General features: G+C 45.3%; 16 protein-coding genes. 10 read left to right on the forward strand and 6 right to left on the reverse strand.

Features of this window, described 5'->3' with window-relative positions; all coding sequences use genetic code 11:
- Positions 1–7 precede the first annotated feature (7 nt).
- On the reverse strand, positions 8–268 hold the full coding sequence (locus ACQEXT_RS19785; RefSeq protein WP_426953290.1) for a DUF2282 domain-containing protein: 261 nt from the start codon (positions 266–268) through the stop codon (positions 8–10).
- Positions 269–593: 325 nt separating this feature from the next.
- Here ACQEXT_RS19785 and uvrD point away from each other — a divergent pair, with 325 nt between their 5' ends.
- The gene (gene uvrD / locus ACQEXT_RS19790) at positions 594–2,765 is read left to right on the forward strand and encodes a DNA helicase II (protein WP_331417633.1); all 2,172 of its coding nucleotides are present in this window, start codon (positions 594–596) and stop codon (positions 2,763–2,765) included.
- 710 nt (positions 2,766–3,475) lie between these two features.
- Here uvrD and ACQEXT_RS19795 read toward each other — a convergent pair.
- The 3 genes from ACQEXT_RS19795 to rarD form a co-directional block, all read right to left on the reverse strand.
- Entirely contained in the window at positions 3,476–4,144 is a 669-nt protein-coding gene (locus ACQEXT_RS19795) for a LysE family translocator (RefSeq protein WP_426953291.1), read from the reverse strand.
- Positions 4,145–4,218: 74 nt separating this feature from the next.
- Positions 4,219–5,013, reverse strand: a complete 795-nt coding sequence (locus tag ACQEXT_RS19800; protein WP_331417631.1) for an AraC family transcriptional regulator — start codon at positions 5,011–5,013, stop codon at positions 4,219–4,221.
- Positions 5,014–5,084: 71 nt separating this feature from the next.
- Complete coding sequence (gene rarD / locus ACQEXT_RS19805) at positions 5,085–5,999, reverse strand: EamA family transporter RarD (protein ID WP_269378100.1); 915 nt, start codon at positions 5,997–5,999, stop codon at positions 5,085–5,087.
- 163 nt (positions 6,000–6,162) lie between these two features.
- Between rarD and recQ the strand changes: the two genes are divergently transcribed.
- From recQ to ACQEXT_RS19820, 3 genes are all read left to right on the forward strand, one after another.
- Positions 6,163–8,001 (forward strand): ATP-dependent DNA helicase RecQ, encoded by a 1,839-nt coding sequence (gene recQ / locus ACQEXT_RS19810; RefSeq protein ID WP_331417629.1) that lies wholly within the window; start codon positions 6,163–6,165, stop codon positions 7,999–8,001.
- A complete protein-coding gene (locus ACQEXT_RS19815; RefSeq protein ID WP_426953292.1) occupies positions 7,994–8,326 on the forward strand; it encodes a DUF3630 family protein in 333 nt (110 codons plus the stop codon). The genes recQ and ACQEXT_RS19815 overlap by 8 nt, the downstream gene beginning before the upstream one ends.
- Positions 8,327–8,534: 208 nt before the next feature.
- Complete coding sequence (locus ACQEXT_RS19820; protein WP_138971471.1) at positions 8,535–9,203, forward strand: 7-cyano-7-deazaguanine/7-aminomethyl-7-deazaguanine transporter; 669 nt, start codon at positions 8,535–8,537, stop codon at positions 9,201–9,203.
- Between the two features lie 68 nt (positions 9,204–9,271).
- Here the strand turns inward: ACQEXT_RS19820 and gppA are convergent, their stop codons facing one another.
- Both gppA and rhlB read right to left on the reverse strand, forming a co-directional pair.
- On the reverse strand, positions 9,272–10,762 hold the full coding sequence (gene gppA / locus ACQEXT_RS19825; RefSeq protein WP_426953293.1) for a guanosine-5'-triphosphate,3'-diphosphate diphosphatase: 1,491 nt from the start codon (positions 10,760–10,762) through the stop codon (positions 9,272–9,274).
- A gap of 7 nt (positions 10,763–10,769) precedes the next feature.
- Positions 10,770–12,074, reverse strand: a complete 1,305-nt coding sequence (gene rhlB, locus ACQEXT_RS19830; RefSeq protein ID WP_331417627.1) for an ATP-dependent RNA helicase RhlB — start codon at positions 12,072–12,074, stop codon at positions 10,770–10,772.
- Between the two features lie 112 nt (positions 12,075–12,186).
- Between rhlB and trxA the strand changes: the two genes are divergently transcribed.
- The 6 genes from trxA to fre all read left to right on the forward strand — a co-directional run bounded on the left by trxA (position 12,187) and on the right by fre (position 18,019).
- A complete protein-coding gene (trxA, locus tag ACQEXT_RS19835; RefSeq protein WP_138971474.1) occupies positions 12,187–12,513 on the forward strand; it encodes a thioredoxin TrxA in 327 nt (108 codons plus the stop codon).
- Between the two features lie 201 nt (positions 12,514–12,714).
- Complete coding sequence (gene rho, locus ACQEXT_RS19840; RefSeq protein WP_138971480.1) at positions 12,715–13,974, forward strand: transcription termination factor Rho; 1,260 nt, start codon at positions 12,715–12,717, stop codon at positions 13,972–13,974.
- A 105-nt stretch (positions 13,975–14,079) separates the two neighbouring features.
- Positions 14,080–15,075 carry a hypothetical protein gene (locus ACQEXT_RS19845; protein WP_331417626.1) on the forward strand — a complete coding sequence of 332 codons (996 nt, stop codon included), beginning with the start codon at positions 14,080–14,082 and terminating at the stop codon, positions 15,073–15,075.
- A gap of 93 nt (positions 15,076–15,168) precedes the next feature.
- Complete coding sequence (gene ubiD / locus ACQEXT_RS19850; protein ID WP_426953294.1) at positions 15,169–17,025, forward strand: 4-hydroxy-3-polyprenylbenzoate decarboxylase; 1,857 nt, start codon at positions 15,169–15,171, stop codon at positions 17,023–17,025.
- Positions 17,022–17,291: a 2Fe-2S iron-sulfur cluster-binding protein gene (locus ACQEXT_RS19855; protein WP_269378092.1), complete on the forward strand. Its 270-nt coding sequence runs from the start codon at positions 17,022–17,024 to the stop codon at positions 17,289–17,291. The genes ubiD and ACQEXT_RS19855 overlap by 4 nt, the downstream gene beginning before the upstream one ends.
- 14 nt (positions 17,292–17,305) lie before the next feature.
- Positions 17,306–18,019, forward strand: coding sequence for an NAD(P)H-flavin reductase (gene fre / locus ACQEXT_RS19860; protein WP_331417624.1), 714 nt, complete (start codon positions 17,306–17,308; stop codon positions 18,017–18,019).
- Positions 18,020–18,426 lie beyond the last annotated feature (407 nt).

The following is an 18,426-nucleotide window of genomic DNA, read 5'->3' on the forward strand; positions in this document are numbered from 1 at the left end:
TTGGGGATTAAGAAGACTGTGTGCTACCACCTGTTAGCTTGCCACATAGTCCTTTTGGCACGACTACGAATGCGTCTGGTTGGTTATCTTCTTTTGCTGTACCAGCACATGAACTGTTTTTAGTTGCGCAGTCATTTTTGCCCGCTTTTGCAACGCCATAGCATTTCTCTTTCTCTGCTGCGATAGCAGGAGCCGCCGTTAGCATTGTGCCACCTAGAGCGATTAAACCTGTAACAGCAGCGGTAACAGCAAGATTAGACTTTTTCATAGTATTTTCCTCAGACTTAGTTCCTTTACTTATGTTGGCAAGCTAATCACGAAGTATTTGAGCAACTTGCTTAGTTAAAAGGATAGAAAATAGAGTTAAAAACTTTCACTGTGATAATAAAAAATCCTACATTTATTTTTTTCGTGAATCTAACCTGATGATTTTAATAGATTCGTATTGAGATATTTTTATGGTGAAATGGGGCGCATTTCGTCGTGAATCCGTAAAGGTTCAATCAATAGACTTGGGTCTACTGCTGCTAGCATCTTGAAGTCACTCGGGTATAATGGTTTTTCATGTATAGATAACCAGTAGCTGAGCCCCCATGGATCCTTCATTACTTCTCGATGGCCTGAACGATAAACAGCGTGAGGCTGTTGCCGCCCCCCTAGAAAATTTACTTGTCTTAGCCGGTGCGGGCAGTGGTAAAACACGTGTGTTAGTTCACCGTATTGCATGGCTGATGTCGGTTGAGCAAGCTTCGCCTTTTTCAATTATGTCGGTCACTTTTACCAATAAAGCGGCAGCAGAAATGCGTGGGCGTATCGAAGAACTGATGATGGGCAGCGCATCTGGAATGTGGAATGGGACTTTCCACGGAATTTGTCACCGTATTCTACGCGCTCACTATTTGGATGCTCAGCTACCTGAAGATTTTCAGATCATTGATAGTGATGATCAGCAGCGTTTATTGCGTCGCTTAATCAAGGCACAGAATCTCGATGAGAAGCAGTGGCCAGCTCGCCAAGTAGGCTGGTGGATCAATGGCAAAAAAGATGAGGGTCTACGTCCTAATCACATTGATGCGTACCATGACCCCGTGACAAAAACGTATCTGCAACTCTATACCGCTTATCAGGAGGCTTGTGATAGAGCAGGATTGGTCGACTTTGCCGAAATATTGCTGCGAGCGCATGAGTTACTGCGGGATAAAAAGCATATCCGTGAACACTATCAGGCTCGTTTCAAGCATATTCTGGTCGACGAATTTCAGGATACCAACAACATTCAGTATGCGTGGTTACGCATGATGGCAGGGTCTGAAGCTCATGTAATGATTGTTGGTGATGATGACCAGTCCATTTATGGCTGGCGTGGCGCTAAAATCGAAAATATTGAAAAATTTACTCGTGAGTTCCCTAGCGTTAATACCATTCGCCTTGAGCAGAATTACCGTTCGACAAAAACGATTCTCGAAGCGTCTAATACTCTGATCGCCAATAATACCGAACGTATGGGCAAAGAGTTGTGGACGGATGGGGTTGAAGGTGAGCCTATTTCTGTTTACTCCGCTTATAACGAGCTGGATGAAGCCCGTTTTGTCGTCAACAAAATTAAAGAGTGGCAAGACAAAGGCGGAGCACTCAACGATGCCGCTATGCTGTACCGCAATAACGCCCAATCGCGTGTGTTAGAAGAAGCGTTAATTCAGGCGGGTCTCCCGTATCGTATTTACGGAGGTATGCGATTCTTCGAGCGTCAAGAGATCAAAGATGCACTTAGCTACCTGCGTTTAATGAGTAATCGAAATGATGACTCAGCCTTCGAGCGAGTGGTCAATACACCGACGCGTGGCCTTGGAGATAAAACACTCGAGACAATTCGCTTTGCTGCACGCGACCGTGGTTGCACCATGTGGGAAGCGAGTATCGCTTTGCTAGACGAAAAAGTACTGGCAGGAAGAGCTGCGGGGGCATTAAGTCGCTTTGTCGAGCTGATTCTTGCGCTTGAAGATGACACATGTGAGATGTCGCTCCATGAGCAAACCGACCACGTCATCAAATACTCTGGTCTGTTCGCAATGTACGAACAGGAGAAAGGCGAGAAGTCCAAGGCTCGTATTGAGAACTTGGAAGAACTTGTCACGGCAACCCGCCAATTTGAAAAGCCAGAAGAAGCGGAAGAAATGACGCTATTGACGGCCTTTTTGACGCACGCCGCTCTAGAGGCTGGTGAAGGTCAGGCTGATGAATTTGATGATGCCGTGCAGCTAATGACGCTGCACAGTGCGAAAGGTCTGGAGTTTCCACTTGTCTTCATGGTCGGTGTCGAAGAGGGTATGTTCCCAAGCCAAATGTCGGTAGAAGAAGCGGGTCGCTTAGAAGAAGAACGACGTCTTTGCTATGTGGGTATGACCCGTGCAATGGAGAAGCTTTATATCACTTATGCAGAGATGCGCCGCTTATATGGTCAAGACAAGTACCATAAACCATCGCGCTTTATTCGCGAACTACCGGAAACCTGTCTTGATGAAGTGCGTATGAAAGCGCAAGTGAGCCGCCCAGCAAGCTCGGGACGCTTTAGTCAAACCGTGGTCAAAGAGAACTTTAATGAAACAGGCTTTAGCCTAGGTTCTCGAGTGCTTCACCCTAAGTTTGGTGAAGGAACGATCATCAACTTTGAAGGCAGTGGCCCGCAGAGCCGAGTTCAGGTCGCCTTTAATGGTGAAGGGATCAAATGGTTAGTCACTGCTTACGCTAAGTTAGAAAAGCTGTAAAGGTGGCGTTAACTTCATTTATCTTTTGAAGAATAAAGAAAAACCCCGAGGGCTTGCGCCCATCGGGGTTATAGTCTTACTCGCAGCAATCCGGCTACTATAGGTGCTCCATGCATCTAATCCTTGATAGTATGCTGACATCCTTCAGCTTAGTCCATTCATCGCCATCCTAGCGGTGTCCTTGACCCTATCCTGGTCTGCTAACAATCCTCGTTAGCTCACTTCGCTTGTTCCCTGAGCGGTGTCCTTTTCATCATCCTGATGATCAGTCCTTGCCTCATCCAGAGGTGTCCATTTCCCATCCTTAGTAGCAACCATCCTAGTTACTATTGCGTCCGTTCAATGTCCAATTTGCTTTCCATGCCGACTATTCATCCTGAATAACCGTATCTTCTTCCTGAAGATTACCTAATCCGTGGTAATTTCCTGTTCCGTGTCAGCATCCTTCCGACAAGGTTCATATTACCGATTCGTAGATGTTCAGCAATACTACGCAAACGTTTTTCTACATAAAAATTCGCTCGAAATTTGTACGTATCTTTATTTATCAATAGCTTGAGTTGGTTGTGATGTATTTTTCTTAATGAAAAAGTTATTTTTACTTACTCGCATGTGAGAGATCTCGCACAAGGTGGCGGGCATTTCGGTACTATTTCCAATATGAGTCTGATGGCAAGGTGTGAGGTTGCTCAAACAATTGTGAGGGTGACTCAAAGCTGCGCCAGTAAATTTGATGCTGATTGCCACAAAATACTTAAACCAATCACGCTAAAAATAACACCACATAAGCCATCAATGTAGACAGCAAATGCTTTAACTTTGCGTTGCATACGCTGTGTGGATAGCGCCCAAGCAAGAAAAGAAAACCAAAATAACGACAAACTCCAAAGAATCATTAGGGCAATACCTTTGCCTCCTAAAGACATGCCGGCAGGAACTAGGCTCGACATTAAACTGACAAAAAACACCAGCGCCTTGGGATTAAGAATGTTGGTGGCAAAACCACGAGAGAAAGCTTCGCGCTTGTTGGTGAGTAACAAAGAGGAAGATTCGTCCTTCTCGCCTTCGCAATGGTTTCTACGAAAGGCAACGATTGTCGCATTTAGAGCACCGTAACCGAGATAGGTTAAATAGCTGCCACCAGCCAGTTGCAACAGAGCGAACAGAGCCGGCTGCTGGTGAACCAAATAGCTGACACCAGTTAGGCTGAGAATGGAGTGCAGCAAGATGCCAAAAGAGAGGCCGAGAGCGATGTAAAAGCCAGTCTGTCGGCCATAGCGAGTGGCATTTTGGACCACTAAGGCAAAGTCAGGCCCTGGGCTCATCAGCGCAATGAAGTGTACGATGGCAAGAGTGGATAGGATGGTGAGTTCATTCATGACGGTAAATTGATTCGTGATTAATACATCCAGTGTGTCAACAAATTCTTAGCGAGGATTGTAAAAAACTGACACTAGTTAATCTGTGAAGGTGGAACACCAAAAGTTGCTTTGAAGGCTTTACTGAAATGAGCTTGATCGTAGAACCCGACCTGATGAGCCACTTCGGTTCCACTGATACCTGACTTGAGGAGTTTCATTCCTTGTTCCATTCGTAAACGACTTAACCAAGCGTAGGGTGTGAGTCCCACTTTTGCTTTGAAATGGCGTTGAAACTGGGTCGGGCTGAGTTGGCACAACTGAGACAACTGTTCGAGTCGAACGGGTTGATCAAGATTATGCATTAAATACTCTTTGAGCGTCGCCATCGACTGATTGCCAAGTGGTACAGCGCGTTTTTGTTCTAGGCTGCCGTAGTGACTAAAGAGCCGTTCAAATCCTTCGTATGGCAAGCAATCTCTCGCGAGTTGGCTGACATCGTCATTCGCTAATAATTGATGAAGCTGCGAGAGTGACTGAAATACTTGAGTGTCCGATACGACGAGTCGGTTGAAGTGAATCAAACTGTTTGGTTGTTTAAGTTGGGCAAGCTTGCTCAACCATTGAGGCTCTAGCGAGAAAACTCGAACTTGATAACCGGAATCAAGGGTGGATTGACCATCATGCAGTTCATCGGGAGGCATGATGACTAGCTGGCCTTTGCCGACATGATGTTTTTCGCCTTGATAGTGAAATTTCTGTTCTCCACCGGTAATAAGACCAATATGAAAATCAAGATGATAGTGGCGCGAAAAAGCAAATGACTGATAATTTGCTTCTATCAGGCTTATCTCTTTATTTTGCGTCGTGTGGTAGTTGACCTTATCCATAAAACAAAAAAGCTTGGTGATTATTTCACCAAGCTTATAGTTAGTGGTAGAGATTGTCTTGTAAAAAACGATCAGTTGGCTTTAAGAGCTCGTTTTGACTGTTGATTGCTTCTTAATCCATCGACGCTGAAGATCACCAAAGCTCCCCAAATAAAGGCGAACGTAATCGCTTTATCGACGGTAAATGCTTCTCCGTAAACCAATACCGCAAGCAAGAACATCAGGCTTGGTCCAATGTACTGGAAAAAGCCCAGTGTCGATAACTTTAGCCGAGTCGCAGCACCAGTAAAGCAGAGCAGGGGCAGTGTGGTAATAACGCCTGCGGAAATCAGCAATACATTAAGGTTTAGTGGATTTTCCATGATGTTGGATGTTGGCGTATCAGCAATCCACAGCAGATAAATCGCTGCAGCAGGTAGTAGAACCAAGGTCTCAATAAACAGTCCTGTTTGTGCTTCTAGGCTGACTTTTTTGCGCAATAGACCGTAAAAACCAAAGCTCAGAGCTAGCGCAATCGCAACGACTGGAATAGAACCAAAGACAAAGAGCTGTACTAGCACACCGCATGCAGCAAGAGCAACGGCGAACCACTGAAGCTTTCTAAGACGCTCACCCAGAAATAGCATTCCAAGTAACACGTTAATCAAAGGATTGATGTAGTACCCGAGACTTGCGTCGAGCATATGATCAGCATTGACAGCCCAGATGAAGATAAGCCAGTTGGCTCCAACAAGAAGTGCAGTCGTCACCAGATAGAGGAGTTTTTGCTTCGATTTGATGACATCTCGGACATTGCGCCAGCGGCGACCCAAATGGAGCAGGGCGGCAAGTAAGAAAAACGACCAAACGACGCGATGGCTGAGAATTTCTAGTGGAGATACATCTGCCAGAGCCTTGAAATAGATTGGGGCGATACCCCACATGGTGTAAGCACCAATGGCAAGAAAGACACCCTGTTTGGCTCTTTGCTGTTCTTCTGGAGTCATCGACATTACTCGTAATCAGGAAATTTACAAATTGAAACATGCAGTATACGAATGACTATCAAAATCACCTAACAATTTGCGGTTTTATTCACCGTTAAACCCCACTACAATGTGCCCCTCGCGTTTGACACGCCTTTGCCTTGCAATTCTATTGAGATAATTCATGACCTCGACTCTTTTAGCCCAGCAATCTCCAGCCGAACAGCCGACGCCACAGAGCATCCTAGAAGATGTTTTTGGTTACCAGAGCTTTCGTGATGGTCAGCAAGAAGTGATCGATGCTGCGGTCGCAGGGCTAGACAGTTTAGTGATTATGCCTACTGGTGGCGGTAAATCTTTGTGTTACCAGATCCCCGCTCTAGTGCGCAGTGGAATAACCTTAGTTATCTCGCCGTTGATCTCCTTGATGAAAGATCAGGTTGACCAACTGAAAGCCAACGGGGTGGCGGCTGAGTGTATTAACTCAACGATGCCGCGTGAAGAATTGATCTCCGTCTACAATCGCATGAACTCTGGCGCGATTAAACTTATCTATGTGTCACCTGAGCGAGTATTGATGCGAGATTTTATCGAGCGTCTAGAAGGCTTACCTTTATCTATGATTGCGGTCGATGAGGCGCACTGTATTTCTCAGTGGGGACATGATTTTCGACCGGAATACGCGTCACTGGGTCAACTGAAACAGTACTTTCCTCATCTGCCGGTGATGGCTCTGACTGCAACAGCGGATGATGCGACACGTTCTGATATTACGCAGCGACTTCAACTCAACGACCCCCATGTTTACTTAGGTAGCTTTGACCGACCAAATATTCGTTATACCTTGGTAGAGAAGCACAAACCGATTTCTCAGGTGGTGCGTTTCCTTGAAGAGCAGCGCGGTAATTGTGGGATTATTTATTGTGGCAGCCGTAAAAAAGTCGAAATGGTAACGGAGAAACTGTGCAATAACGGTCTTCGAGCGGCAAGCTACCACGCAGGTTTAGAGGCCGATGAACGCGCCTATGTCCAAGATGCATTTCAACGCGATGATATTCAAATTGTGGTGGCGACAGTCGCATTTGGTATGGGTATCAACAAGCCTAACGTCCGTTTTGTTGTTCACTTTGATATTCCGAGAAACATCGAGTCATATTATCAGGAAACGGGGCGAGCTGGCCGTGATGGCTTACCTGCTGAAGCGATGATGCTTTATGATCCTGCGGATATCAGTTGGCTGCGCCGTATGCTTGATGAAAAGGATGAAGGCCCGCAAAAGCAGGTTGAAGCTCATAAACTCAATGCCATGAGTGCATTCGCTGAAGCGCAAACCTGCCGTCGTCAGGTATTGCTCAATTATTTCGGTGAGTACCGCGACAAACCATGTGGAAACTGCGATATCTGCCTGGATCCACCTAAACACTTTGATGCGACAGAGCAGGCTCAGAAAGCTTTGTCATGTGTCTACCGAGTCAACCAATCCTTTGGGATGGGGTACGTGGTTGAGGTATTACGCGGTATGCAGAATATTCGTATCCGTGAAAATGGCCACGATAAGTTGTCAACTTATGGTCTGGGACGAGAAAATAGCCATGACTACTGGGTCAGTGTCTTTCGTCAACTGATTCACAAAGGATTGCTATTTCAAAATATCACCCGCAATTCGACGTTGCAGCTCACTGAAGAAGCTCGTCCGTTGCTACGCGGTGAAATGTCTTTGGAGTTGGCCGTTCCGCGTCTTGATACCGCCGCTCGCGCGGCGAAATCCGATAAATTATCGAGCAAAAACTACGATAAAAAGCTGTTTGCTAAATTACGCAGATTACGTAAGTCCATTGCCGACGAAGATGGCTTACCGCCATATGTTGTCTTTAGCGATGCCACCTTGATTGATATGGCGGAAATATTACCGACGTCGTATGGCGAAATGTTGGCTGTAAATGGGGTAGGGCAACGCAAATTAGAGAAATATGCAGATCCATTTTTAGATTTAATTCAGGAGCATTTGACCCACCATGGCTGAAAATCTCATCACTAATGAGCAACAATCGGAGTTTGGCCTGCATACTTATCTGGCCGATGAAGGTCGTATTATCATTCGTTCTCCTCGCTTTGATTTTGATAGTTTTCCCGATTTAGCTCAGCGAATGCTCCAGCTACTCTCGGCTACTGTGGTTGAAAAACAGTGGGATGCGGACATTCACTCTTGGTTGATTGATTTTGAAGGTTGTCAATTGTTCCTCAAGTCTGAACACTACAGCGAAAGTCTATGGCTAGAAGCGCTTTCTATCGAAGAGAGCAAAGAAGAGTTGGATTTCCTCGCTTCACTATTTGAACGTGGTTTCTAAGAAAAAAGAACACGTCAACGATTGCTCGAAAACTCATGCTTGCGGCAATGATTGGTTAATGTATAATCGCCCGCCGCGATATTGTTCACGTTTGATATGGTCAATATCGAGAATTTTTTCATTACATTGTTGGTAAGGCGACTTTCGTTATTACGTAAGTGGTCGATTTGGGTTCCCTCACCCCCAAACCAAACTAAAAAGGTATCGCATGAGTAACTTTACCCCTGCGCAGCAGCGCAAAGCCCTTTTATTATTAGTCCTGTTCCACCTAGTGATTATTGCTTCCAGCAATTACTTGGTTCAGCTACCTTTCACCGTCTTTGGTTTCCATACCACTTGGGGTGCATTCACTTTCCCATTTATCTTTTTGGCAACGGATCTCACTGTGCGCGTTTTCGGTGCTCAGCTTGCGCGAAAAATTATTTTTCTAGTGATGCTTCCTGCGTTAGCGGTCTCTTACGCTTTGTCGGTATTGTTCTTTGAAGGGCAGTTCCAAGGTCTTGCACATCTTGGCGAGTTTAATCTATTCGTCGCTCGTATCGCGATTGCGAGCTTTATGGCTTATCTACTCGGTCAGATCTTAGATGTTCATGTGTTCAATCGTCTGCGTCAGATGAAACAGTGGTGGGTTGCTCCTACGTGTTCGACTTTGTTTGGTAATGCGCTCGATACCATTGCCTTCTTTGCGATTGCGTTTTACCAAAGCCCTGATCCATTTATGGCTGAACACTGGACTGAAATTGCGCTGGTGGATTATGGATTTAAGCTGGTGATCAGTTTAGGTCTGTTTGTTCCAATGTATGGTGTGCTACTTAACTACCTAGTGAAAAAACTGACGGCGGTTAACCCTGAGTTTAAAGTGGTTGGAGCCAACTGATTTCAGTCTGGAAAGATAAAAAAAAGCCCGAGAGATGATGTCTCTCGGGCTTTTTATTGATTCGAAGTTCAGTATTCAACAATCGATAAAGGCCAGCCGATATCACTTTGACGGTTAGCTTCAATCTCAAGCTCTGCGGCGGTCAGTGGGTTGGCTTTTAGCCATTCAGATTTGATAGTCAGTGTTAGCTGGTCATCATTAGAACCAAAGGTAATGTTTGGCTCAAGATCAGGATTACGGCGATGAGTAAGCAAGACCGCTAAGCGTAACAGGCGCAATACCCGTTTGGCGCTTGAACCTGAAAGAGCGTGTTGCTCTGGCAAAGAAGTTAGCTGCTCACGATAACGTCGTGCCAGTTCACCTAACAGGTGTTTTTGCGCTCGAGTGTAACCAGGTAGGTCAAGTTGCTGAAGTAGATAAGCGCTATGTTCACCACCTTTCTTATAGTCGATGGTCAAACCGATTTCATGTAGCTTGGCGGCTGTCTCTAATAGGACTTTTGCTTGTGCCTCAGTTATCCAGTCAGGCTGACATTCTGCCAGTAGTCTTGCTGCCATGTTGGCAACTTGCTGACCATAATCAACATCAAGCTGATAACGACTTTGAACACTGCAAATAGTGCGTGCACGAATATCGTCTTGCTTTAGTTCATCCACCATCTCATAGACCAAACCTTCGCGTAGAGCACCGCCAGCAAGCGTCATGGACTCGATTTCTAACAGTTCGAAGATTGCTATCAAGATCGATAGACCACTTGGGAATACCAAGGCGCGTTCTAAAGTTAATCCTTCAATTTCTAGCTCTTCGAGGTGATCTGCCATCATGGCTTGTTTCTGCAAACGCTTGAGTTTGGAGTGGGTGATGACTTCGTCCATACCTTGCGCCAGCATAATCTCCTGAAGAGCTTGAACGGTACCTGAAGCACCAACACAAACATCCCATCCAATTTGCGTGTACTGCTGCAAGATTGGTTGTAAGGTCTCTTTAGCGGCTTGAATCGCGTTGTTGAAATTGCTTACCGTCAGCTGGCGATCTTTAAAATGCCGCTCCAACCAAGTGACGCAGCCCATTTTCAGACTAGTCAATGCTTTGGCTTCAAAGCCTTCTCCGATAATGAGCTCGGTGCTGGCACCGCCAATATCTACCACTAAGCGACGGCCGCTACCCCCTGACGTGTGCGCAACACCTTTATAGATTGTTGCAGCTTCCTCTTCACCACAGATGACTTCGATTTTGTGGCCGAGGATCTGGTTGGCTTTCTCAAGAAAAACATCCACATTCGTCGCTGTTCGTAGTGTTGCCGTACCAACAATACGGATGTTTTCCTTGTCGATATCTTGAAGTCGTTCAGCAAAAAGACTCAAGCAGTCCCATCCGCGTTGCATGGCTTCTAGACTTAGCGAGTTATTGTCGCTTAAGCCAGCCGCAAGACGAACTTTGCGTTTTATTTTAGCCATAGTCTGAACGCTGCCATCAATATGACGCACAACGAGCATATGAAAACTGTTCGACCCGAGGTCGATGGCTGCGTATAGCGGAGATGAAACTGCTTGGCTCATAGACGACTTAAGAATCCTTTTGTTGGCGTGGACGAGAGCGATGGTTCGAACGACGATTTCCTGATCTCGAACCTCCAGTGTTCGTACGACGTTGCTGCTGCGGACGGTTTGAACGCATGCGAATAGGTGCTGGTAGATCTTGGATCAGAGCACTAGGGTCGTAATCAGAAACAGGAATAGAGTGTTCGATATACTCTTCAATTGGTGGAAGGTTAATTGCGTAATCTTCACACGCGAAACTAATAGAGTGACCGCTTGCGCCTGCTCGACCAGTACGACCGATACGGTGTACGTAATCTTCGCAGTCGTCAGGTAGATCAAAGTTGAATACGTGCGTCACTTGTGGAATATGAAGACCACGTGCAGCAACGTCGGTTGCAACAAGTAAGTCAACTTCACCAAGCGTAAATTGCTCTAAGATGCGCTCACGTTTCTTCTGAGGAACATCACCCGTTAGCAGGCCTACTCGGTGTCCGTCTGCTGCAAGATGGCCCCAGACTGATTCACACTTATGTTTAGTGTTTGCAAAGATGATTGCACGATCTGGCCACTCTTCTTCAATAAGCGTCTGAAGCAGAGCCATTTTGTGTTCGTTGGATGGGTAGAACAGTTCTTCCTGAATACGGTGACCTGTTTTCACATTTGGCTCAACAACAACGTGCTCTGGATTATGCATATGCTCGAACGCCAGCTCTTGAACACGGTAAGACAGTGTTGCAGAGAACAGCATATTCAAACGTTCTTTTGGCTCAGGCATGCGACGGAACAAGAAACGAATATCTTTAATAAAACCAAGATCGAACATGCGATCAGCTTCGTCTAAAACGACAGCTTGGATGTTGTTTAGGTTAAATACACGTTGCTTGTAAAAATCGATAATACGACCGGTTGTACCGATCAGGATATCGACACCATTCTCAAGCGTTGCTAATTGCTTATCGTAGCTTTCGCCACCATAAGCGAGTGCAGCTTTGATACCAGTACTAGCGATCAAAGGTTCTGCATCGTTGTAAATCTGAATAGCCAGTTCACGCGTTGGAGCCATAATAATTGCTCTAGGCTGATTTGGCTTGCGACCCTCATGTTCAGGCGTCGTCAGTAAGTGGTTAAAAGTAGCAGTAAGGAAAGCCAATGTCTTACCTGTACCCGTTTGGGCTTGTCCTGCGATGTCTTGGCCGGTGAGCAGTACCGGCAACGCCAAAGCTTGGATTGGGGTACAAAAATCGAACCCTTTTTTCTCCAAACCTTCAGTAATTTTAGGGTGTAAACCTAAATCGGCGAACTTTTGCTCTGTGATATGCGTCTTTTTCATTGCTATAGAATATCAGCTTACACTTGCAATACGGAAGTAAATACATTCCAATAGGGCATCTAAATACTGGTTATCATCCAACCAGTTCCGAAAAAACACATTGGAGTGGAAGATGAGTGATAAGATTTTGCAGCTAACTGATGACGGTTTTGAAGCCGATGTAATTAACGCTGCAGGCCCAGTTCTTGTAGATTTTTGGGCAGAATGGTGTGGTCCATGTAAGATGATCGCGCCTATTTTGGACGAAATCGCTGACGAGTACGAAGGCAAACTCACTATCGGTAAACTAAATATCGACCAAAACGCAGGTACTCCACCTAAGTTTGGTATTCGTGGTATCCCAACGTTGCTTCTATTCAAAGATGGTAACGTGGCTGCAACGAAAGTAGGTGCGCTATCAAAAACTCAACTAAAAGAGTTCTTGGACGCAAACCTATAATCAGTTACCCAATAAGGCCGTGCATTTTATCTAATGCACGGTTTTGTTTTTGAACACCAACAAAATCTAGACTAGGCTAGTATTTAGTGCTAGTTTATCGCACGTTAAATAAACAAGTTTCTCTTCTTGGTCGATCCTGTGACCAAATCCATCTTAACCAAAAAAACAGATCCTATTTTGACTAAACAAGTATCCACCACCATGAATCTAACAGAACTGAAGAACAGACCTGTGTCTGATCTTGTCAAACTTGGCGAGAGCTTAGGCCTTGAAAACCTTGCGCGTCTAAGAAAACAAGACATTATCTTCGCGATCCTTAAAGCGCACGCGAAAAGCGGTGAAGATATTTTTGGCGACGGGGTTCTGGAAATACTTCAAGACGGCTTTGGTTTCTTACGTAGTGCGGATAGTTCGTACTTAGCTGGCCCAGACGATATTTATGTATCACCAAGCCAGATCCGTCGCTTTAACTTACGTACAGGTGACTCTATTGCCGGTAAAATTCGTCCACCTAAAGACGGTGAACGTTATTTTGCACTTTTAAAAGTCAATACAGTTAACGATGACAAACCAGACAACGCGCGTAACAAGATTCTATTTGAAAACTTGACGCCACTACACGCTAACGAGCGTATGGTGATGGAGCGTGGTAACGGTTCGACAGAAGATATTACTGCTCGTGTTCTAGACCTTGCTTCGCCAATCGGTAAAGGCCAGCGTGGTCTGATTGTAGCGCCACCTAAAGCGGGTAAAACAATGCTGCTGCAAAACATTGCACAGAGCATTGCTTACAATCACCCAGAGTGTGTGCTGATGGTTCTTCTTATTGATGAACGTCCAGAAGAAGTCACTGAGATGCAACGCCTAGTTAAAGGTGAAGTGGTTGCATCAACGTTTGATGAGCCAGCGTCTCGTCACGTTCAGGTTGCTGAAATGGTTATCGAAAAAGCGAAACGTCTTGTTGAACACAAGAAAGACGTTGTAATCCTGCTTGATTCGATTACTCGTTTAGCACGTGCGTACAACACAGTTGTTCCTTCATCAGGTAAAGTTCTGACTGGTGGTGTTGATGCTAACGCATTGCACCGTCCTAAGCGCTTCTTCGGTGCAGCTCGTAACGTAGAAGAGGGCGGAAGCCTAACTATTCTAGCAACGGCACTTGTGGATACGGGTTCTAAGATGGACGAAGTTATCTACGAAGAGTTTAAAGGTACAGGTAACATGGAAATACACCTGAACCGTAAGATTGCAGAAAAACGCGTTTTCCCAGCGATTGACTTCAACCGCTCAGGTACTCGTCGTGAAGAGTTGCTAACTAAGAACGAAGAGCTACAGAAAATGTGGATCCTACGTAAGATTGTTCATCCAATGGGTGAAACCGATGCGATGGAATTCCTAATCGATAAGCTTGCTATGACCAAGACGAATGATGAATTCTTTGACGCGATGCGTCGTCAATAAGCATTAAATGGTCTTGATAAACGCCACCTTTGCTAGGTGGCGTTTTTGTTTGCATTATTCAGTGATTGCGAGCACAATGGATTGAAATGTTACAAGGAGGTTAACATGCAACAAGGAATGTTGTCGTCGGTACTCCTGTCTGTCTTGATACTGCTTGGGGTTCCGCCTGTCACTGCAACTGAGATGCAGCCGCAGCGTATAGAACAATGGCTTCAAGAGCCACAAGTGCATGATAAAGTGGCTGAGCTACTCTCTTTGGCTATCGAAGATGATATTGATGGCCTTAACTTCGCTCTACAAAGACTCTCACTTCCTGTCCAAGAAGTGTCTCGTTATCTATTGCTCAAAAAGATTGAAGACCAAAACCTGATCATGACGCCTAAAATGGCGCTGTTTGTTGAGCAACAAAAATCAATGGTGCCTACCTATCAGCTCCTAGAAAGAGGTGAGGGCTATGAGTTTACAGTGCCTGCTTTCAACTATCCTGCTATCGCCAATCGACTGTTAAAACAATGGCACCAAGACCAATCCACACTGGCATTCGTATTAGAGGCAGAAAGAGGAGAGTTGGTTCTTAAGCAATGGTTACAAGGAAGTGAATATCAGGTTCAGGCTAGAGAAGCTTTGCTGATTAGAGAGCTCGATAGCCTATCACCAGAAGCCATTACTCGTCTTTGCCAACAGCTGACTCGTGAAGCGGTAATCAGCTGGCTGCCATCTTCGGCAGTCATGGTTCGTCTAGCGCAAGTAAGTGAAGATCCAGAAGTGTATAAGTTGCTCTGGTTAATGAAGGCAGACTTTAACAGTGAATCTGAATTGGTTCGCTTAGCTAAGGTTGGTAATGATTTTTCGCTAAATCAGGTGATCCAAGCTACGCAGAATCCGAGCTTGAAAGAAGCTGCAATTACAGAGTTGACCAAGATAAGACCGATGTCTAAAGAGGTAAAAGAGTTTTTAATTACTCGAATGGCGATTTCTGATGATGCGAGATTTATTGCTGGTGAGTTAGCTCGTCAGGGTTACTCATCTTGGCTAGAAGAGTTGGCTAGTACCAACCAACAAGTAAACAGTCGAGCAATTTTAACTGTTATCGGCCAGTAATCATTGATGAAATAACCACATAAAAAAGAGGGATCGGTCGATTCCTCTTTTTTGTTATACTGCATGCAGATTAACCAGCCCATTAGTAGGCCTATGAGTTTTAAGGATTTACGCGATTTTATCGCTCATCTAGAGCAAGAAGGGAAGCTGAAACGAATTTCCCATCCTGTTGACCCTCACTATGAAATGACAGAGATCAGCGATCGAACGCTTAGAGCGGGTGGTCCTGCGCTGTTGTTTGAAAATCCCATTGGCTATGACATGCCAGTCTTAACCAACCTATTTGGCACACCGGAACGAGTGGCTATTGGTATGGGACGTCAGGATGTCAAAGAGTTGCGAGAAGTTGGAAAGTTGCTTGCGTATCTAAAAGAGCCTGAGCCGCCTAAAGGCTTTAAAGACGCACTCGATAAGTTGCCGGTCTTCAAACAAGTTCTGAATATGCCCGCTAAACGCTTGCGCAAGGCACCGTGTCAGGAGATCGTTTGGCAGGGTGACGATGTTGATCTTGATAAAATTCCAGTAATGAGTTGCTGGCAAGATGATGTGGCGCCATTGCTTACTTGGGGGTTGACCGTTACTAAAGGGCCAAATAAAAAACGCCAAAACTTAGGTATCTATCGCCAACAGAAAATTGCGAAGAACAAAATTATCATGCGCTGGTTAGCGCATCGCGGTGGTGCTTTAGACCTACGTGATTGGATGGAAACTCATCCAGGTAAACCCTTCCCTGTATCCGTTGCCTTTGGTGCAGATCCTGCGACTATCTTAGGTGCGGTAACGCCTGTACCAGATACTTTATCTGAGTATGCGTTTGCCGGTCTGCTACGTGGTAAGAAGACAGAAGTGGTGAAATCACTCAGCAATGATCTTGAAGTTCCTGCTAGTGCTGAAATCGTTATGGAGGGCTACATTGATCCGAACGAGTTTGCCGATGAAGGGCCGTACGGCGATCATACTGGATACTATAACGAAAAGGAAAAGCACCACGTCTTTACCATTACTCATATCAGTATGCGCAGAGACGCCATTTATCACAGTACTTACACAGGTCGTCCGCCAGATGAACCTGCCGTATTAGGTGTCGCTCTCAACGAAGTCTTTGTACCGATACTGCAAAAACAGTTCCCTGAGATAGAAGATTTCTATCTGCCACCTGAGGGCTGTTCATATCGAATGGCAGTAGTGACGATGAAGAAACAATATCCAGGTCATGCTAAGCGAGTCATGATGGGAGTATGGTCGTTCCTACGTCAGTTCATGTATACCAAATTCGTTATTGTATGCGATGAAAAGGTGAACGCACGCGACTGGAATCAAGTCGTTGAAGCGATGACACAGCATATGGAGCCGACTCGTGATACCTTGTTTATCGAAAATACACCCATCGACTCATTAGATTTTGCGTCTCCGGTTGTTGGCCTAGGCTCTAAGATGGGACTCGACGCAACAATTAAATGGGATGCAGAACTTGCATCAGCGCAGGGTAGCGAGAGTCAGCATACCGCACTTGATGAGGCGGCGATTGCCGCATTTATCGACAGCCACCCTGAAGTCGTTGATTTCTATATTCCAGAGAAAGCACGTAACAACGGCTTTGCCATCGTAACGATGAAAAAGACCCGTTCAGGCCAATCGCAAGAACTCGCCCAGAAAGTAGAAGACTACTTATTGCAGCATGGGGAACCTAAGTTTGTCATTCTTTGCGATCAAGATGTCAACGCCAAAGACTGGAACGATATTATTTGGGCTGTCACGACACGTATGGATCCTGCTCGTGATACCAAACAAGTTCAGCAAACGGATAAACACCTTTCTCGACTTGTTCTTGATGCAACCAATAAGATTGAAGGTGAGGAAGTCGTGCGAGAATGGGGTACACCTATCAAGAAAGATCCACAACTTGTGGCGAAAATCGATGCGTTTTGGGATAAGTTGAGTATTCTATGAGCCATTCCGTCATTCTGCTTCCAGACAATATACAATTTGAAGTACAGAATGGACAAACGGTGTTGGAAGCTGCGCTCAACAATAACATTCGCTTCCCCCACCGCTGCCAGGTTGGCGCATGCGCCGCCTGTTTATGTCGTAAACTCGAAGGGAAAGTCTCTTATCACCTGGAACCAATGCTCACAGAGAAAGAGCAACAGCAGGGTTGGATATTTGCCTGCCAAGCCTTCGCAGAAAGTAGATTAGTGCTTACTTTTGAAGAGTAAGCGAGAGGAAGACCATGACTATTCAATGCAAAGTAAAGTCAATTCAGCCGTTGGCTTGCAATACTTACCAGATCTTATTACATCCAGAGAGCCCTGTTAGCTTTAAAGCTGGCCAATATCTAATGGTTGTAATGGGAGAAAAAGACAAACGCCCATTTTCAATCGCCAGCAGCCCATGCCGACATGAAGGAGAATTAGAACTTCATATTGGTGCTGCCGAGCACAACGCTTATGCCCAGGAAGTTGTCGAAGCAATGAAAGCAGCAATGGAAAATGATGGCGAAGTGACAATAGACGCGCCTCATGGTGATGCGTGGGTGAGAGAAGCGAGTGAACGACCAATATTGCTCATTGCTGGTGGCACAGGCTTTAGTTACGTTCGTTCAATCCTAGATCATTGCTTGGCTCAAAATCGAGAGAACGAAATCCATCTATACTGGGGTGGGCGTGATGAACGCCAACTTTATGCAAAACAAGAATTAGAAGAGATTGCTAGCAAGAACAGCCATGTTCACTTTATCCCTGTTGTAGAAGACGCTGGGCAAGAGTGGCAAGGGAAGGTTGGTAATGTCTTACAAGCAGTTGCTCAAGACTTCGAGTCGCTTGCACAGTACGACATCTATATAGCGGGACGCTTTGAAATGGCAGGCGCAGCACGAGAACAATTCACGCTTAACAAGCAGGCGTTAGCTGAAAACATGTTTGCTGATGCGTATGCCTTTATCTAAAACCTAGATAAGATGGTTAAAAAGGGAGCGTTTCGCTCCCTTTTTTAATGGTTTTGAATATAAATTCAGCGAACGGTCTTTTTTTTCAATTTAATTTGAAAAAGGGCTTGCGCTTAAAACTCAACTCCCTATAATGCGCATCCACTGACACGGCAGACGCCACAAGGCCTCAGCGGTAAATCAGTAAAGCCAACTAGCAAAATTTCGAATTGAAAAGTTTGAAATAAAAAATTCAAAAAAGTGTTTGACACTTAGAATTGAAACGCTAGAATGGCTGCCTCTTCCGAAGTGACATTGGTCACAAAGAAGGGAAGCTCTTTAACAATATAAACCTATCAATCTGTGTGGGCACTCGTTGATGATAATCCAATTAGAAGCTTAGGCTTCAAATTAGGTTTCAATGAAAC

Origin of the sequence: Vibrio sp. TRT 29B02, from assembly GCF_050113655.1 — a bacterium.
GTDB lineage: Bacteria > Pseudomonadota > Gammaproteobacteria > Enterobacterales > Vibrionaceae > Vibrio.

What these genes read in the sequence shown, in the direction of transcription:
- ACQEXT_RS19855 (WP_269378092.1), top strand. Translation starts at nt 17,022, where the DNA reads ATGAGCCATTCCGTCATTCTGCTTCCAGACAATATACAATTTGAAGTA.
- rho (WP_138971480.1), top strand. Translation starts at nt 12,715, where the DNA reads ATGAATCTAACAGAACTGAAGAACAGACCTGTGTCTGATCTTGTCAAA.
- ACQEXT_RS19820 (WP_138971471.1), top strand. Translation starts at nt 8,535, where the DNA reads ATGAGTAACTTTACCCCTGCGCAGCAGCGCAAAGCCCTTTTATTATTA.
- ACQEXT_RS19795 (WP_426953291.1), bottom strand. Translation starts at nt 4,144, where the DNA reads ATGAATGAACTCACCATCCTATCCACTCTTGCCATCGTACACTTCATT.
- rarD (WP_269378100.1), bottom strand. Translation starts at nt 5,999, where the DNA reads ATGACTCCAGAAGAACAGCAAAGAGCCAAACAGGGTGTCTTTCTTGCC.
- recQ (WP_331417629.1), top strand. Translation starts at nt 6,163, where the DNA reads ATGACCTCGACTCTTTTAGCCCAGCAATCTCCAGCCGAACAGCCGACG.
- fre (WP_331417624.1), top strand. Translation starts at nt 17,306, where the DNA reads ATGACTATTCAATGCAAAGTAAAGTCAATTCAGCCGTTGGCTTGCAAT.
- gppA (WP_426953293.1), bottom strand. Translation starts at nt 10,762, where the DNA reads ATGAGCCAAGCAGTTTCATCTCCGCTATACGCAGCCATCGACCTCGGG.
- ACQEXT_RS19845 (WP_331417626.1), top strand. Translation starts at nt 14,080, where the DNA reads ATGCAACAAGGAATGTTGTCGTCGGTACTCCTGTCTGTCTTGATACTG.
- rhlB (WP_331417627.1), bottom strand. Translation starts at nt 12,074, where the DNA reads ATGAAAAAGACGCATATCACAGAGCAAAAGTTCGCCGATTTAGGTTTA.
- ubiD (WP_426953294.1), top strand. Translation starts at nt 15,169, where the DNA reads ATGAGTTTTAAGGATTTACGCGATTTTATCGCTCATCTAGAGCAAGAA.
- ACQEXT_RS19785 (WP_426953290.1), bottom strand. Translation starts at nt 268, where the DNA reads ATGAAAAAGTCTAATCTTGCTGTTACCGCTGCTGTTACAGGTTTAATC.
- trxA (WP_138971474.1), top strand. Translation starts at nt 12,187, where the DNA reads ATGAGTGATAAGATTTTGCAGCTAACTGATGACGGTTTTGAAGCCGAT.
- ACQEXT_RS19815 (WP_426953292.1), top strand. Translation starts at nt 7,994, where the DNA reads ATGGCTGAAAATCTCATCACTAATGAGCAACAATCGGAGTTTGGCCTG.
- ACQEXT_RS19800 (WP_331417631.1), bottom strand. Translation starts at nt 5,013, where the DNA reads ATGGATAAGGTCAACTACCACACGACGCAAAATAAAGAGATAAGCCTG.
- uvrD (WP_331417633.1), top strand. Translation starts at nt 594, where the DNA reads ATGGATCCTTCATTACTTCTCGATGGCCTGAACGATAAACAGCGTGAG.